This window comes from Erysipelothrix anatis, assembly GCF_009828745.1.
GTDB lineage: Bacteria > Bacillota_I > Bacilli_A > Erysipelotrichales > Erysipelotrichaceae > Erysipelothrix > Erysipelothrix anatis.
Genome location: NZ_WTSX01000015.1, coordinates 40,418 through 58,049 on the forward strand (window position 1 = coordinate 40,418; position 17,632 = coordinate 58,049).

Here is a 17,632-nt window from a genome sequence, read left to right on the forward strand (position 1 = left end):
GTGTATGATGATAGGTATGAATGGGGTGAAGCAATGAACGAGAATTCTCAACAATTTAGATTGTTACTAACATTAAAATTGCGACAACTCCATAACGGAGGGCTTGAGGGAATTTCCTATGACGATTTGTATCGTATGTTTACGACGCATATTTGGAAAAACCAAAAACCGACACGCCTAAGTGATTTGGCAGATCAAGTTCTTAATATAAAAGATGAAGATATTATACGTTGGCTCGCTGTAGAATCAAAAATCCAAGGCTACAAATCAACACTCGATGATTTCAAAGCGTTGTTGGATACTGAGGAGCTCTAATGAAAACAAGAAAAGATTATCGACTCGCGTTTATTGGACTCATCCTAACGCTTGGGATGGTTTTTTTTACTTTGGCTATTTCCAGTTCAATTCATACGGGAATAGGTTTTGGACGTGATATCTCAACAATTGTGAAGACAAGTGATGTGCCATCTTTGAATTCATTTTTGGACAGTCAAACAACACAAAATCGTGAATGGGAACGGAAACAGATATCGGATGATACGTTTATTATTACAATTTCAGGCGTTGAAAGTGCGGAAGATTTTCGTAAGGCAATGATATCCAGTGTTGATGATGTAGAGGTATTGCGTTTGGATACCTTTGGCTCGACAACGAAACTTCGAAACAATCAAAGTTTCGTCAGTTTGTATATTATCGCAATCGTTGCTTTAACGTATATATTCTTAATTGTAAAATTCCGCTTTGTCGGAATTTTAAGTGCGACACAAATTAGTGTTTCTATTCTTGCAGGTCTTCTATTTATGGATATCATGGGTTATCCGTTTACCAAATCACTCTGGTATACGATTGTTCTTGTTTACCTAATTGCGATGATTCAAACACATGTCTTTAATAGAACACACAATGGTAAGACCATAGAATCGGTTAATCAATCCAAGTTAAGTATGAGACGCGCAGAGATTATGGCATCCAGCTTTGCTGTGATTGCTTTACTTATGTATACATTTTATGGTTATGGTTTTACCATTAATGCATCCTATGTCTTAGTCTTTACATTTACATATTTTATGGTTGATATCCTGATTTCACAGTGGGCTTTCAACCGAATTAAAAGTCATCTTGAACCAGAAGATCTAATCTTTACTGAACAAGACTTCTTCGGTAAACCGAGCCAACCCCGTCGTGCATTCTATAACATTTTGATTCTGGTAACAGGAATTGTTATTATCATGGGTCTTTTCTCCATCAACAATACCCCACGGTTCCACAAGAGTAAGGATTTTGCGAAACAGAATGTTTTAATTGTACCGCACGGTAGTTCACGCACTTACCTAGAAATAGAAGCTATTTTAAATTCAATTGGAATGTTCGAAAATCAAATTGATTATCAAGTAAGTGAACAAGGCTACATTTGGATTTATTTCGATGAAAATGTAAATACGATTGATTTACAAATTGCACGCGAATCGATTGCAAAGAAAACTGGATTTGAGAGTTCGTACTACTCAACCGAGCCTATTCCATTTCCGTTGGTGCGACCAGAATTCTACCTTACCTACGTTTTAATGAGTGTGGTCGCGATGTTAATGTTACGACTTGTTTACGTTAAAACACCGACCGTTATGGCAGGGATAATCAGTCTTTTATCATTTATCTTCTATGTCCTCTTCTCAATGATTTTCAGTGTTCGTTGGAATCGTGAAATGATTTTTGTCACATGGGCAATACCGTTTATCGTATCCAACATCTATTCCAACGAATTGATGCTCGAAAACAACTTAGATTTTGACAATTTCGTAAATAAATTTGTAACAACAGCATTTATGCTCGGAAGTATCCTTGCATCGATTATATCGGTGATACTGATTGTTATACCATTAACGACAGGTATAGAAATTAGTAAAAATTTCTTCTTTGTGGTCGTATCAATTTTAGTTGCAATTGTTACATATTATGGCCTCTGTCTTCTAAAAAGAAAGGTATTTAAATCTTATGATGACTTCACATCTTAAACATTATGAACCGTTAGTTCAAAAACTCTTTGAAGCACTCGAACTGAGTGATGCACAAGAGTTAGCATTGATTCACCCTGAAACAAAAAAAGTAGAAAATCCAGCAATAGCGCATATTGCGGATTTTTTAAAGTCTGCCGATAAACTGATAATCTGTGGAGATTATGATTGTGACGGTATCGCATCCACGAGTTTGACAGTACTTTTGGCTCGCAAACTTGGTTTAGATCCTGGTTACTATATCCCAGACCGATTTAAGGAAGGCTATGGTGTTAACGTCAATACGATTGATGCAGCCCATAAAAAAGGATATACGGATGTCTTAATAATTGATAATGGTGTAAAAGCACACGTTGAAATTGAACGGGCACAATCCTATGGAATGCGGGTTGCTGTTGTAGATCACCATATCATTGAAGAGCCACTGCCAATCGAAGCTTTCTTGCATCCGGACGTTTGTGAACCCTATGCTGCATCGATGTGTGCAACAGGTTTAATATATTGTGTTGCAGAGACGATGGGACTTGCTGATGATTACATGCTTTCTCTTGCAGCACTCGCAACGGTTGCGGATGTGATGCCACTATGGGGGAAAAACCGTGAAATCGTGCGTCGTGGCACAAAAGCACTTAATGAAAACCAGTTTAAACAATTTGATAAAATCGTTAAACGAAACCAATATACACATTATTCTGCCAAATTATTAGCATTTCAGCTTGTGCCGAAAATCAACAGTGTCGGTCGAATGGCAGATGTTGCGAATGTTAATACTGTGGTTCAGTATTTTACAACCGCAGATGATGCAATCATTAATTCATATTCAAAACAACTACTTAAATTGAATGATTTCCGAAAAGAGAAAGGGAAACAACTTCAAGCCGTTGCTATGGAGAAAGTGACCGATGATGCCATTCAGATTATTACTGATGCTTCATTTCATGAAGGTCTTCTAGGTATTGTTGCTAATCAAGTTGCATCTGTAACACAAAAGCCAACATTAGTTTTGACAGAATATGAAACAACGCTTAAAGGGAGTGGGCGTTCAATGACTCACTCATTGCAGGATATCTTCTCCAGTATTAATCGTGACTATTTTGAAGCGATGGGTGGACACGACTTTGCATTTGGGATGACAATAAAAAAAGAATTTTACGCTCAATTTGTCACTGACGTAAGGGCGGTCGTCGATACATTGCCACCATTTGTACAAACAGATACAGCTATCGTTTCAGTAGACCCTGAAGATGTTACACATAAAGCAATGTGTCAGTTAACTGATTTTGAACCGTATGGCGAGGCGTTCAAGCTACCAAAAGTTAAGATTCCATTACCAACTGTTTATGGACTTGTTAATCTCAATGGTTATGGATTTAAATTTACATTCAGTGATTATCCGATTCAAGAAGCAGTATTTTTCACGAAACAATATACACGCAACCAACTTGCGGGAAGAACCTATATGATTGGTGAGTTAGACTTAAGCAACACACGTAAATTATCAATATTAATCGAAGATATAATTTAAGTGTGTTATGATAAATAAAAAGGAGGAACGCCTATGAAACGTCTAAGATTACGCAATACATTGGGGATATTTTTAATTGTGTCACTGATAGTTCCCACTGTCGTTCCACATACATTCAAAGTTCATGCTGAGGTATCAGACGACACAGCGGCGACAGATCCTAAAGAAAATCTCACAGATCCGATTATCGTAAACGAAACGCAATTAACATTAGAACAGTTTCAAGCGACAACAATAACCTACTCAATTGTTGATAATAAAGAAGCTCAAGTCACGTTTTCGACCGCAGATGCCAATATCGCTACAATCGATAGTAAAGGGTTTGTCAGTGCAAAAAATCCAGGAACGACAACAGTATCGATTTACGCCGTTATAGAAGGTGAACGATATCAAAAAGACATTCTAGTTACCGTAAAACCTGTTGGTGGTTCGGTAACCTTTGCACACAATGAAATCTCATTGAACCGAGGTTCAAGTTATGCACTAGAATATACGCTTTCCGATCCAAACTTAAACCAAAGTGCAATTGTATGGAGTAGTACCAATTCGGCTGTTGCTACGGTAGAAAATGGAACTGTAACGGGTCATAGTATTGGAGAGACAATCATATCTGCTTCAATCGGTGATCAAGTTGCATCGGTAAAAGTAAATGTTGTTGTACCGCTAGAAAGTATTACATTTAATCCAGAATCACTTTCAATCATTGAAGGAAATAGCAAAGATTTACCAGGTCTCATTTATGTTCCTTATGATACGAGTACAAAACGTCACGTCGAATATAGCGTTAAAGATCCAAGCATTGTCCAGATTGAAGAATCGATGATTGTTGGTCTAAATGTTGGAAAAACTACGATCACAGCCACTGTTAATGGAATTTCTACAGTGTTAGCGGTAGAAGTAACGCCCAAACAAACTGAAACAGGTGCTGAAATGATTACGCTTTCTGAACTTGGGGTGACAAATGATACAATAACTGTCGGACTTCAGAAGAACCAAATAAGTGATAAGATGAAACAATCACTGACTATTTCTGAAGATATCATTGTGAAAGCAATCGCAGGAAAGCAAAAAATTGTCGTCCAACTTCCACGTCAGTACTTTGAGAAAAATATGTCGCGTATTGATGCAATCAAGGTTCCAGAAGGATCGTTAGCGACGCTTTCAGATACACCACTAATTGTTGAACTTCAAGCCGGCGAACAAAAACGAACGGTTGCAGAATATACTTTTTCAAAACCTCTAACCAAAGATTACAATATGCGTTTTGCAATTGATCCGCTTTCCGATACATCACCTTTAAGAGAACACGTTCATGGCAAAGCATTTGATATTCGTTTTCCTAAGAATTTGGATGTAAGTGGTGTCAAAGTTACATTTCCGGCTAAAATCTTTGAGTCCAGTGATAGTCAAATTCATTTTGTATATACAGTTAGTGGGTCAGAGTTAGGAAGTAATCCGCAAACTGTCACTACTGCTGATAAAAAAGTAACGATAGCTCCGCTTGATTCCCGTCTCGTGTTGTCGTTCAATAAAGCATCAAAAACGTCCGATATGACGGTTATTTGGATTCTTGGAAGTATTGTACTTTTATTAGGTGCAGGCTTCGGTGTATTTTATTTTAATCGTTATCAAAAACAGAAAAAAATATGATATAATGGCTATTGCACTATGGAGGACATTATGGATTTAAAAAACTATATTGCTACAATCGAAGATTTTCCCAAACCAGGTATTAAATTCAGAGATATTACGCCATTAATGGCTAATGGTGAAGCATTTGCCGAAGCAACGCGACGTTTCACAGAATTTGCGAAGAAAGTCGGTGCTGACGTTATTGTTGGACCCGAATCACGCGGTTTTATCTTTGGATGCCCTGTTGCCTATAACTTAGAAGTCGGATTCATTCCAGTCCGTAAGCCAGGTAAATTACCACGAGAAACAGTAAGCTATGCTTATGATTTAGAATATGGATCAAATGAACTTCATATTCATAAAGATGGCATAAAACCAGGACAAAAGGTCCTCATCATTGATGATCTCTTAGCAACTGGTGGAACCATCGAAGCAAGCGTTGCTCTTGTGCGTGAATTAGGTGGTGAAGTCGTCGGGTGTGGGTTCTTAATTGAACTTGAAGAGCTCGAAGGCCGTAAAAAATTAGAAGGCATTGAAGTCTTTGCAATGATGCAATATTAATAACGAAGTGTGAACTTCGTTTTTTTCCAAATTAAGGAGGGGTAACCATGAGTCAATTCAAAGAAGTATCATTCGAAACAATGATGGATGAAGTTGGGAAATACATTACAAACCCAGAAAACATCGATCTAATCGAACGTGCGTACGCATATGCCAAAGAACATCATGAAGGTCAATATCGTAAAAGTGGGGAACCTTACCTTGTCCATTTAGTCCATGTTGGATATATTTTAGCTGACATGGGAATGTCTCCGACAACCATTGCGGCGGGTTTGCTCCATGATGTTGTTGAAGATACAGATGTCACCAAAGAAGAACTAACTGAAGCTTTCTCTGAAGAGATTGCGACGCTTGTCGAAAGTGTCACTAAAATTGGAAATATTGAATTTAAAGATGAGCGCGAGTACCTAGCTGCAAATCACCGTAAAATCTTTATCGCGATGGCGAAAGATGTTCGTGTTATCTTTATCAAACTGGTGGATCGCCTCCATAATATGCGAACCTTACAATATCAAAAACCAGAAAAACAACAGAAAATTGCTGCGGAAACACTCGATGTTTATGCTCCAATTGCCCATAGGCTTGGGCTTGGAGAAATCAAGAACGAACTTGAAGATTTAAGTTTTAGCTATCTTCACCGAGACAAGTACTATGAAATTGCGCGTCTTGTCGATTCTCGAAAAGCGGAGCGTGATGCATCGGTCACAAGCATGATTGAAGAAATTGCTGAACTCTTGCTTGAAAATAATATTAAGTTTAATGTGTTTGGGCGTTCAAAACATCTCTACAGTATTTATAAAAAAATGAATCAAAAACATAAACGATTTGATGAGATTTTGGATTTGCTTGCAATTCGTATCATTACTGAAACAGAACTCAACTGTTATGAAATCTTAGGGCATATTCATGCAACGTATCGTCCGATTCCAGGGCGCTTGAAAGATTATATTGCAATGCCAAAGATGAATATGTACCAATCACTTCATACCACCATTGTTGGTGATGAAGGCAATATTTTTGAAGTTCAAATTCGTACGAAACGAATGGATGAAATTGCTGAACGCGGAGTTGCGGCCCACTGGCGATATAAAGAGGGATCCACAAATACGGAAACTAACCAACGCGAAATTGAAGATCGTCTCTCATGGTTTAGAGATTTTAATACCATCACAGAAGGGGTCGATCAAAACGCAGAGGACTACATGAACTTGTTACAAAAGGATATTTTTGAAGCAAATGTGTATGTTATGACACCAAAGGGTCGCGTGATTGATTTACCCAATGGTGCCACACCGATTGATTTTGCATACCGTGTTCATACAGAGGTAGGACATCAGACAGTCGGTGCGATTGTTAACGGAACACTCGTGCCACTAAATACGCCCCTAAAAACGGGTGATGTCGTTCAGTTGAAAACCAATAAGCAGTCAACACCAAGTGAAGATTGGCTTAAAGTTGTAAAAACAACACATGCTCGGAATAAAATCCGAAGTTACATTCAAAAGAAACAACAAGATGATAAAACCCAATACATCAGTAAAGGCGAAACGATGTTCAAAGAAGAATGTAAGCGCCGTGGTGTTGATGAGAAAGAGTTGCGTCATTCTAAAAAATTTGAAGCTGCATACAAAGAATTTTCGGTGGCGTCGTACGATGATTTGATGTTTGCCATTGCGACGAAATCATTATCATTACCTGCATTGTTTGAGCGTCTTGATATTAAAATTCAACAAGAGTCTAGTAAGCTTGACCGTGCTGTAAGTCGAAACGCCCTACAATCTAGCAAACAATCAAATGGAAAAACTGGGGTTCGTGTCCCTGGAATTGACTCCATGATGATTAGTTTAAGTCAATGTTGTAATCCTGTTTATGGTGATGAAATCATTGGCTATGTTTCCAAAGGAAGCGGCGTTAAGGTACACCGTACGGATTGCCCCAATATTGTGAATGAGACATCACGCTTGATTGATGTTTATTGGGAAGATGAACATAGTGGTAAAGAATACGAGGCAGTACTAAAAATTCTGTCGACTGATCGAAGTTTCTTATTGACGGACTTAGTTACGATTGTATCGCAACTTAAAGTAAAACTTAATGCCGTTAATTCTGAAGTTGACCCCGATGCCATCCATGTTAATACAACCATGCGTGTCGTTGTTAAAGATGCCGATCATTTACGTAATTTAATCGTCAACCTGCGCAAAGTTGATAGCGTATTACGTGTTGACCGGATAACATTGTGATTGCCTTTTCAATCATACTATGTTAAAGTGATATCAATATTCGAAGAACATGATTAAGTTGTTGAAAGTAGCAAAGAGAAGTGCTGGTTGGTGAGAAGCACATGTACGTGAGGCAATGGGACACATGGGAGAAATAACCCTGAAATGAGTAGGGGTTGTCGTATACCTGCGTTAAAGGTTTGAGTAAACAAACAAAGGTGGTACCACGTCGCAGACGTCCTTGGTAGCACCTTTTTATATATTCGAGGAGGAACAGACATGAGTCAAAAATATATTGCACCCCGTGGTACACAAGATGTATACGGTGCTGAAGCCCGAAAATGGCAAAAACTTGAAAAGATTGCACGTGAGATTTGTGATCGTTACCATATCCAAGAAATGCGTACACCTATGTATGAACATACTGAAGTATTTAAACGTGAAAATGATGCAAGTGATGTCGTCAACAAAGAAATGTACACATTTGTAATCAAGAATCGTGATGGTGAGAGTCCTTCACTAACACTTCGTCCTGAAGGAACTGCAGGTGTTGCCCGTGCTTTTGTACAACACAAATTGTATGCAACTGGTGGAAGCTATCAAAAATATTTCTATATCGCGCCAAACTTCCGTTATGAACGGCCACAAAAAGGACGTATGCGAATTCACCACCAATTTGGAGTTGAATTAATTGGCCCGATTAGCCCAATGGTTGATGTAGAGGCAATTTCAGTAGGATTATCATTCTTACATGAAGTTGGATTGAAGAAATTCAAACTCCTCGTCAATACAATCGGAGATGCAGAAAGTCAAGAAAATTATAAAGTTGCGCTACGTGAGCATTTTAAACCGCATCTTTCGACAATGTGTGGAGATTGCAACCGTCGTTACGAGCAAAACCCACTCCGTATGCTTGATTGCAAAGTAGATCACGATCACGTTGCAGTTCAAACAGCCCCAACAAACTATGCTTATTTAAATGAGATGTCTCGTGAATACTTCGAATCCCTCAAGACACTACTTGATGCGCAGGGTATCGCGTATGAAATAGATAGTCGATTGGTTCGTGGTTTGGATTACTATCACCATACTGTTTTTGAAGTAGTTTCCACAGATGAAAAAGCAGGTGCTCAATCAACCATTTTTGGTGGTGGACGTTATAACCACCTCATTGACTACTTTGGTGGTCCGGAAACCGGTGCTGTTGGGCTCGGAATTGGACTTGAACGCTTGCTTATTTTAGCAGAAGATTCAGGGATTGAGTTCGATACTGAGGACGGTGTTGATGTCTTTGGTATGCCGATGGGAGCTGCATCCAATAATGCGGTCTTTGCGATGATTCAATCATTGCGTCAAGCAGGCTATGTCTGCGACATGGATGTAGAAAATAAATCATTTAAAGCACAATTTAAATTGGTTGATCGTAATAATGCGAAAATCGCATTATTATGCGGTGATGATGAACTTGAAAAAGGGGAATTCACACTTAAAAATATTGAAACACAGGAACAAATTCGTGTCAGTGCGAACGAAGTTGTAACACATGTAAAAGCATGGTTAGGAGAAAAATAGTATGAATAGAACACATCATAATGGAACATTACGAATGGAACATGTCGGTCAAGAAGTATCACTAGTAGGATGGGTAGCAAAACGTCGAAATTTTGGCTCCATCAACTTTATTGATCTTCGTGACCGCAGTGGAATTGTCCAACTTGTAGTCAATCATGACGAGTACCCAATTGTTGAAGGGATAAAAAATGAATATGTCTTAGCGGTAACGGGAATTGTTCGTGAACGTCAAGATAAGAACCCTAAAATCGCAACAGGTGATGTAGAAATTGAAATCTCAAACGTTGAAATTATCAATAAAGCAGCACAAACACCGATGATAATTGCTGATGAAACAGATGCACTTGAAGAAACACGTTTGAAGTACCGTTATTTAGATTTACGTCGTCCAATCATGCAACAACGCCTTGTGACCCGTGCGAAAATCGTGGGTGAAATGCGTCGTACACTAGAGAAACAAGATTTCATTGATATTGAAACACCAATGTTAACGAAATCGACACCTGAAGGTGCCCGTGAATATCTCGTACCGTCCCGTGTGCATCCCGGAGAATTTTATGCGCTTGCTCAATCACCACAGATCTTCAAACAATTATTAATGATCGGTGGGTTTGAACGTTATTACCAAGTAGCGCGTTGTTTCCGTGATGAAGACTTACGTGCTGATCGCCAATTGGACTTTACACAAGTCGATATTGAAGCATCCTTCTTGTCAGAAAATCAATTCCAAGAAATTGTCGAAGGAGTTGTAGATAATGTTATGGTAAACGTTTTAGGGGAAGCCAAACCAGATATTCCCAAAATTAAGTTTGTTGATGCAATGAATGACTATGGAAGTGATAAACCGGATTTACGTTTTGATATGAAATTAAAAGACTTTGGTGAAATCTTTGCTGCATCCGAATTTAAAGTATTTAGTGATACTTTAACGACAGGTGGAACATTGAAGGGATTGGTTCTTAAAGGACAAGCAGATGCCATCACCCGTAAAGTAACGGATAAATATACAGACTTAGTTAAAAAATATGGTCTTAAAGGACTTGTTGTCTTAAAAGTAGAAGCAGACACATTGACTGGATCTGCTGCGAAATTTATTAGTGAGCAAGAACGCGAAGCCATGATTGAAGCGTTCAACCTAGAAGTTGGTGACGTCGTCTTCATCGGAAGTGGTGAGTGGGAACTTACTGCTACAGCGATTGGAGCTTTACGCCTTGCTTTAGGTAAAGACTTCGATCTTGTACCATTGAATACATTTGCATATTGCTGGGTTGTTGACTTCCCGATGTTTGCAGAAGAAGATGGGGTATTAGTTGCACGACACCATCCATTTACAGCACCTAAAGCTGAAGATGTGGCATTACTAGATGAAAAGCCTCTAGAAGTAATTGCTCAAGCATATGACCTCGTATTAAATGGTTTTGAGGTAGCTGGTGGATCAATGCGTATCTTCCAACAAGAACTTCAACAAAAACTTTTCCAAATGATCGGATTTACTGATGAAGAAATTCAACGTCGTTTCGGATTCTTTGTGGATGCATTCCAATATGGAACACCACCACACGGAGGAATTGCGTTTGGACTTGACCGATTCGCAATGGCATTAACACATTCGGATACAATTCGTGATGTTATTGCATTCCCTAAAAATGCATCAGCACGATGCCCGCTTACAAATGCACCAAGCCCTGCGATTGAAAAACAACTGAACGAATTACATCTTGAAATCGTTCGTGAAGACTAAGTAGAAAGAGACCTGAGTTCAGGTCTTTTTCTTTGTTTATAAAATTAGATGATTATCTAATGATGTGTTGACATCAATCTAATGATAGTTTACAATATCACTAGAGGTGAATCTAATGATAAAATCATATATAGTTCTAAAGAAGTATCCAGACTTCATTAAAGTTTGGATTGCCGGCGTTATTAATACGTTTGGTGATAGTTTTGATGCACTAGCAATGTCCTGGCTAGTCTACGAGATTACAGAATCAAAATTTTGGTTTGCGCTAAACTTTACTATTAATGCAATTCCGAATCTTATTATTCAACCATTTTTAGGCGTATATATCGAACGATTGTCGAAACGTTGGGTTATGGTTGTGACAGATGTTGGGCGTGGCGTTTTGGTGCTTACACTCATTATGATTACCAACTTAGGTTATACAAATGGGTATCTTATACTTGTGTTCACATTCTTAATGACTTGCATGGAATCGTTGCGACAGCCAGCAGCAACATCCTTGATGCCGCATATCGTTGACGTGGAGCATTTTGAATCAGCAACATCACTTCGTCAAATGTCTGCGACATTGTCGGCACTCGTAGGAACATCCCTTGCAGGGATTGTTATTGCAATGTTTGGAAGTATTACAGCATTGTGGGTTGATGGGATTTCATTCTTTATGAGTGCACTTATCCTCATACGGTTAAAAACAGATGCAAGAAATCGCTCAATCGAAAAACAATCCTATAGCGAGTCACTCAAAGAAGGGTGGGAAACATTCATTCATCATCCTTATCTTGTTAAGTTGACAGTTGTGATTTTCTTAATGCAAGTATTTTTGACAGGGATTAATATTATCATGACCCCAATCACAATAGAAGTTATCTTTGGTGGTCCAAAGACGCTCGCATTCTTAAATATTCTCTTCCTTTTAGGCACACTGTTCGGGTCATTCATTTACCCAACACTTGCTCAAAAATACAATCCATACACGTTGTTTATTGTGTCGGGTTTAGTTGGATGTAGTGGACTTTTATTAATGGGAACTGTTGGGTATGTTTCCTTTATGACCGCCATGATGGGTATTAGTATAACAGTTTTAAGTGTTGGATTCGGTATCCTTAATCCAACGATAAATGTATCCCTTATGAAATCAGTTGATAAAGATCAACTTGCACGTGTCAGTGCGTTGTTAAATGCAGCAGTTTATGGTTCGATGCCGTTAGGATCACTCATAACAACACTATTAATGACTCAAATTCCATTGCCCTTGATAGCAATGACCTATGGTATACTGTTGATATCAATACTCTTGCGATATAAAAATGATCGCTTGATGCAAAGGATGGCCTAACATGGAAATATCAATCAAACCACTCGGAACTGTAACCCAAGAATTACTTCGGTATTTGACATTGCGTTATGAACACAAAGTACCCCTAAACTTGGATACATTAGATCAGCGTTTTAGCACCAAACAGGATGTTGCACTCACATTGTCGGAAGCTTTTGTTGAGCGTCATCGTTTTATAGAAGCCTACGGAATAGTAGTAAACAATGACTATGACTTAATGTTCAAACCTCTTAATGTCAATAATCACTATTCACTTGCGGAACTTTTTGGTTTGGTTAAACACTTTGGTAGTGATAAAATGATTGACATCATCAATGAGGCATTGAACACGACGTTTGAAAGTATGTACACAATTTCTCAATTCATCATCGAATCGGATTCCATTCAAGTTGAAGATAAATATCGTCTGAATCTATTGATGCATGATCGAGAGATTGTTGAGGTTGTCTATGCAAGAATGATGGATCATTATACAACGCTAATCGCACAGCTCGATCAACAACTTCCTGCAGTAAATACTGCGTTTGAGAAAACCATCGATAAGCAAAAAATGATTGATGTTGTCGCAGGATTCTTTCCGCAAATAAAAAAAATTCCGACAGTTTTACTCACACCAAGTTTTCTATTTCATGATCGGTTGACGATCAATCACACACCTGCTCAAAATGAAGTCCAAATCGTTGTTTCGGACATTATGCTGGAGTTAGAACAATTGGAAACAAATCTTGAAGCTACCGAAAAGAGGTTCCAAGACGGATTGAAAGTTTTAGGGGAGACCACAAAATTTGAAATTTTGAAACGCTGCTTAGAAGAAACAAAGTATGGTGCGCAATTGGCTGAAGAACTGAATATCAGTGGTGCAACTGTGAGTCATCATATGCAAGCACTGTTGAACCTGAGTTATGTAACAGTTGAAATCATAAATAAAAGAGCATACTACCAAACAAATATTGAAAAAGTGAGAGAAGATTTAGCACTCTTCGACCAGATTTTTACACAGAATTAGGGGTGAATCATGATGCATACACTAGATACACTAATCAAATATGACGTTTTTAAAACCGTGACTGCTGAATCACTTGATGTTGATTTTTTTGCAATCAGTTTTACAGATGGAATGTGCTCTTGTTGTCATGACGTGTTTGATTTACCTGATGATTCGTGGCGACATGGAAAATCTCGCAAATCATCTGATAATCCAACGTGGATTCTGTTTAATAATGCAGATAATCTTGTTGGGGAAGTAACAACAGAAATGTACATCAATGATTATACATTCATAAAATACTCTGAAAACCTTCAAAATACATTGCAGTTACAAAATTTCATAGTGCTTCTTGAAGATGTACTGAATGAAAATTATAAAATCGATGTTGAAGCTACAGGAATCTCGATAGAGTTTGTAGAGCGTGCTGACCGCCTCTATAGGGATAACCTGTATCTTGAAGTGAAAGAGTACAACGAGCAATTCCGAAAGGGATTGAAGACTGCTTATTTTACTTAATGTTCGCTTAAGAGGTTTGTTGGTATAGACGAGTGAGGGTAAAGCATAATGGATAATAAAGAAATTTTTAAACGAATTGTATCAATTGTCGAAAATGATTATTCTGGGTTTGTTGATAAATTTGATTGGGCTGATCCATTTGAATTTGAAGTGCAAATTAAAAGTGATATGACTCGTAACGAATTCCGAGATGTATTGAATAACTACCTTGGCAAATTTAAAGACGGACACTTAAGAATTGTTGATTTATCTCAAGATGATACATACTGCGGATTTAGCATACGGCGATATGAGAACATTCTTGTTGTAACAGAGGCAAATCCTGACAGTGGTTACAAAAAAGGAGATATTATTCATGAAGTTGATGGTAAGTCGATTATCGAACTTGAATCAGTTTATTGTCATCTCTTTTTCTCTGATGTTACAGACCGACAAGATTGGAGTATAATTTTAAAAAAGCACAGAACCTGTCGATTAGTTCGTGACGGAAAGAGTCTTACAAGAGAAATAAAGAGATTTCCGAAAAGTAAGTATTCACCCAGATTTTACGTTGATGTGGTTCATGGTATACCAAAGATGACGATTACTGATTTTGTGGATAGTGCGTCATTGAAACAGTTAATTGACAAGTACATTGCAATAAGAACTAATGATGAAGCACTGATTATTGATGTTCGATACAACATTGGTGGGGCTGATTTTTCATATTTTCCTTTGCTTGACTTCATTTTCAAAGATAAAAAATCATTTGTCTCTTTGTTTCCAAACGAAAAACAGCAAATGTTGTATTCTAAACGTAACTGTGAGCTTATGACACTAATGTTGAATGAATATTCTCAAAATACTAGCGACCCAGTGATTCAAGACTTAATACAAAAGGATCTACACTTGATGAAAGAAAACTTCGGAAAAGGATATGTAGATTTTGAAGGATTAAGTGATGATTTCAATTTTGAGGGCAACGAGATCCCAAAGAGGATCTACGTGTTGATTGATCAATACTGTGCGAGTTCGGGAGAAAACTTTGCAAGAGCAGTAAGACATTCTGAAAAAGTGACACTAATCGGAAGAAATACAGCAGGAATACTAGACTACAGTAATGTAATTACGGAAAGTATTACAGATGACTTGAATATCATTTATCCAACTACACGGCTAATTAAGGGTAATAAAGTGCTTGGAATTGATAACATTGGAGTAAGTCCGGATATTTATGTACCGTGGACACCAAAAGCATTGGAAATTGATATTGATTTAAATAAAGTAGTACAGTTGGAAAAAATTATTGAGAAAGAAACTGTCGACCGAACTTCTGTGGTAAGTTCACATTTGTGAATACTATTAGACAGAATGAGTTGTAATTTGTTACACTAATCGAGTAAGGAGATATTATGGACAAGAATCTAGAAAAAACAGTTGAGAAAATCGAAAGTGGATTTGAAACGATTTTACGTTTTATCGAGAAATACGGAGATACATTAACAGATGATCAACGAAAAGTATTCCTTGATAAAGTAGTTCAGATTGATGAAATGCTTGAAAAACTTGAAGCAACACAAGATGAACAATAAAAGCTTAAGACAGCTTTACTTTGCAACAAATTAAATAAGATAAAACCTTGACGAAAGCCACTGGGGATGCTATACTTTACGAGCAATAAGAAAGTAGAAGCACTCTTCTCACCTGATGACTGACGTCATAGGTAAAGGCTTAGGTTCTAAATTATAACCTTTGAGTGTGTTCTTATAATATGTACACACTTTTTTATTGTTTCAACACCAGAGGAGGTGAGTTTTATCAGTAGAAGAATGGGACAAGACAATCGCAAGCCAGCTCAAGATGATATGGTGAACGATGCAATTCGTTTTAAAGAATTGTTAGTTATCGGACCAAACGGAGAACAACTTGGTATTTTGATGCGCCGCGAAGCTTTGGAAAAAGCATCTGAGCTAAATCTTGACTTAGTTGTTGTTGCACCAAATGGTAATCCGCCAGTAGCGAAAATTCTCGATCACGGGCGTTACCGCTATGAGCAACAAAAGAAGGCCAAAGAAGCGAAACGTAATCAACACGTTACTCAAATTAAACCATTGCGTCTTTCTCCAGTTATTGACCAACATGACTTTGATACAAAATTGAAGCATGCTCGTAAATGGCTTGCAGAGGGCACAAAAGTTAAACTTGATATGCGATTTAGAGGTCGTATGATGACACGTATCGATGTTGGTCGCAAGACAATGAATCGTTTCATCGAGGAGACAAAAGACTTGGGTAGTGTCGAAAAAATGCCTAAACTCGAAGGTAACACAATGTCAGTAGTTATCTCTCCAAATAAAAACTAAGAATATTGAAGGAGGGCTTCAGAATGCCTAAAATGAAAACAAAGCGTACTTTAGCAAAACGTGTAAAACGTACAGGTACGGGAAAATTAAAACGCCAACAAGCATACGTTTCTCACTTTAAACGTCACAAAACAACAAAACAAAACCGTCAATTACGTGGGGCTGTTCTTGTTTCTAAGAGCGACTACAAACGTATTAAACACTTGTTACAAGGTTTCTAAGGAGGACGAATTAAATGCCAAGATCAACAAATTCAGTGGCGTCACGTGCACGCCGTAAAAAGGTTTTAAAATTAGCTAAAGGGTACTATGGTTCAAAACATACGTTATACCGTACAGCGAATGAACAAGTTATGCGTTCACTACGTTACGCTTACCGTGACCGTAAACAACTTAAACGTGAAATGCGTAAACTTTGGATTACACGTATTAATGCAGCAGCACGTCAAAATGACATGAGCTACAGCACTTTAATGCATGGACTTCGTTTAGCAAACATCGATATTAACCGTAAAATGTTATCAGAAATTGCTATTCACGATCCAAAAGGATTTGCTACATTAGTAACAAAAGCTCAAAAAGCTTTAGAAGCGTAAATCTAGCATATGACAGCTGATGCTCGAAAGGTATTGAATGAATTGCTGGTCGATATTTTTAATCAAATTTTGATTATTGAAGAACGCTACCATCGTGTTCATGGCGTAAAACTATCCATGACTGAAGTTCATACGCTTGAAGGCATACAAAATAGTGATACTAAAATGATGAGTGATGTTGCAGCTCGCCTTAGGATTACCCAAGGAACGCTGACAACAACAATCAATCGTTTAACTCACAAAGGATATGTGTATAGAGAACAAGACGTAAACGATAGACGTATCTATCGTCTCGGATTGACTGAAAAAGGGAAAGAAGTTATGGATATCCATAACCACTTCCACGAAGAAATGGTAGATAGATTACTTTTACATATTGATGATAGTAGTAATCTTATTGATTCTGTTAGTCAGATCAACTCCTTCTTTAAAGACTTGTACGATATCTAAAAAAAACTCCCGAAATCGGAACTGACCTAGTTCCTTGGGACTCAAGAAAAAACCAAGTTAGGATGAAGCCAACCGATAATTAACGGGAGACTGATATCCTAGCTTTTCTTGTATTCGATTTTCATTGTAATATTTTAAAT

At 37.8% G+C, this 17,632-nt stretch carries 18 protein-coding genes; 17 read left to right on the plus strand and 1 reads right to left on the minus strand.

Annotation, left to right across the window (positions count from 1 at the left end; translation table 11 throughout):
• The first annotated feature begins 33 nt into the window (after positions 1 to 33).
• The 17 genes from GVV19_RS09760 to GVV19_RS09840 all read left to right on the plus strand — a co-directional run bounded on the left by GVV19_RS09760 (position 34) and on the right by GVV19_RS09840 (position 17,492).
• Entirely contained in the window at positions 34 to 315 is a 282-nt protein-coding gene (locus tag GVV19_RS09760) for a post-transcriptional regulator (protein ID WP_159637946.1), read from the plus strand.
• Complete coding sequence (locus GVV19_RS09765; RefSeq protein WP_159647293.1) at positions 315 to 2,012, plus strand: hypothetical protein; 1,698 nt, start codon at positions 315 to 317, stop codon at positions 2,010 to 2,012. The genes GVV19_RS09760 and GVV19_RS09765 overlap by 1 nt, the downstream gene beginning before the upstream one ends.
• Positions 1,993 to 3,537, plus strand: a complete 1,545-nt coding sequence (locus GVV19_RS09770) for a single-stranded-DNA-specific exonuclease RecJ (protein WP_236262343.1) — start codon at positions 1,993 to 1,995, stop codon at positions 3,535 to 3,537. The genes GVV19_RS09765 and GVV19_RS09770 overlap by 20 nt, the downstream gene beginning before the upstream one ends.
• A 33-nt stretch (positions 3,538 to 3,570) precedes the next feature.
• Entirely contained in the window at positions 3,571 to 5,187 is a 1,617-nt protein-coding gene (locus GVV19_RS09775) for an Ig-like domain-containing protein (protein WP_159647295.1), read from the plus strand.
• 30 nt (positions 5,188 to 5,217) lie between these two features.
• Entirely contained in the window at positions 5,218 to 5,730 is a 513-nt protein-coding gene (locus GVV19_RS09780; RefSeq protein WP_159637940.1) for an adenine phosphoribosyltransferase, read from the plus strand.
• Positions 5,731 to 5,777: 47 nt separating this feature from the next.
• Positions 5,778 to 7,973, plus strand: a complete 2,196-nt coding sequence (locus tag GVV19_RS09785) for a RelA/SpoT family protein (protein ID WP_159641485.1) — start codon at positions 5,778 to 5,780, stop codon at positions 7,971 to 7,973.
• A 258-nt stretch (positions 7,974 to 8,231) separates the two neighbouring features.
• Positions 8,232 to 9,524 (plus strand): histidine--tRNA ligase, encoded by a 1,293-nt coding sequence (gene hisS, locus GVV19_RS09790; RefSeq protein ID WP_159647297.1) that lies wholly within the window; start codon positions 8,232 to 8,234, stop codon positions 9,522 to 9,524.
• 1 nt (position 9,525) lies between these two features.
• Entirely contained in the window at positions 9,526 to 11,265 is a 1,740-nt protein-coding gene (gene aspS / locus GVV19_RS09795) for an aspartate--tRNA ligase (RefSeq protein WP_159641487.1), read from the plus strand.
• A 115-nt stretch (positions 11,266 to 11,380) separates the two neighbouring features.
• Entirely contained in the window at positions 11,381 to 12,601 is a 1,221-nt protein-coding gene (locus GVV19_RS09800) for an MFS transporter (RefSeq protein ID WP_159647299.1), read from the plus strand.
• A 1-nt stretch (position 12,602) separates the two neighbouring features.
• Complete coding sequence (locus GVV19_RS09805) at positions 12,603 to 13,607, plus strand: helix-turn-helix domain-containing protein (RefSeq protein WP_159647301.1); 1,005 nt, start codon at positions 12,603 to 12,605, stop codon at positions 13,605 to 13,607.
• A gap of 9 nt (positions 13,608 to 13,616) precedes the next feature.
• On the plus strand, positions 13,617 to 14,105 hold the full coding sequence (locus tag GVV19_RS09810; protein ID WP_159647303.1) for a hypothetical protein: 489 nt from the start codon (positions 13,617 to 13,619) through the stop codon (positions 14,103 to 14,105).
• A 48-nt stretch (positions 14,106 to 14,153) separates the two neighbouring features.
• Complete coding sequence (locus GVV19_RS09815; protein ID WP_159647305.1) at positions 14,154 to 15,440, plus strand: S41 family peptidase; 1,287 nt, start codon at positions 14,154 to 14,156, stop codon at positions 15,438 to 15,440.
• Positions 15,441 to 15,496: 56 nt separating this feature from the next.
• Positions 15,497 to 15,676, plus strand: coding sequence for a hypothetical protein (locus tag GVV19_RS09820; RefSeq protein WP_159641491.1), 180 nt, complete (start codon positions 15,497 to 15,499; stop codon positions 15,674 to 15,676).
• Positions 15,677 to 15,913: 237 nt separating this feature from the next.
• Complete coding sequence (gene infC, locus GVV19_RS09825) at positions 15,914 to 16,447, plus strand: translation initiation factor IF-3 (protein ID WP_201287539.1); 534 nt, start codon at positions 15,914 to 15,916, stop codon at positions 16,445 to 16,447.
• Positions 16,448 to 16,470: 23 nt separating this feature from the next.
• Positions 16,471 to 16,668, plus strand: coding sequence for a 50S ribosomal protein L35 (gene rpmI, locus GVV19_RS09830; RefSeq protein ID WP_159637922.1), 198 nt, complete (start codon positions 16,471 to 16,473; stop codon positions 16,666 to 16,668).
• A gap of 14 nt (positions 16,669 to 16,682) precedes the next feature.
• Positions 16,683 to 17,042: a 50S ribosomal protein L20 gene (gene rplT, locus GVV19_RS09835; protein ID WP_159637919.1), complete on the plus strand. Its 360-nt coding sequence runs from the start codon at positions 16,683 to 16,685 to the stop codon at positions 17,040 to 17,042.
• A gap of 9 nt (positions 17,043 to 17,051) precedes the next feature.
• Entirely contained in the window at positions 17,052 to 17,492 is a 441-nt protein-coding gene (locus GVV19_RS09840; RefSeq protein WP_159637917.1) for a MarR family winged helix-turn-helix transcriptional regulator, read from the plus strand.
• Between the two features lie 57 nt (positions 17,493 to 17,549).
• Here the strand turns inward: GVV19_RS09840 and GVV19_RS10910 are convergent.
• The coding region (locus GVV19_RS10910) for an IS3 family transposase (RefSeq protein ID WP_328598623.1) at positions 17,550 to 17,632 on the minus strand (83 nt) is incomplete at its 5' end.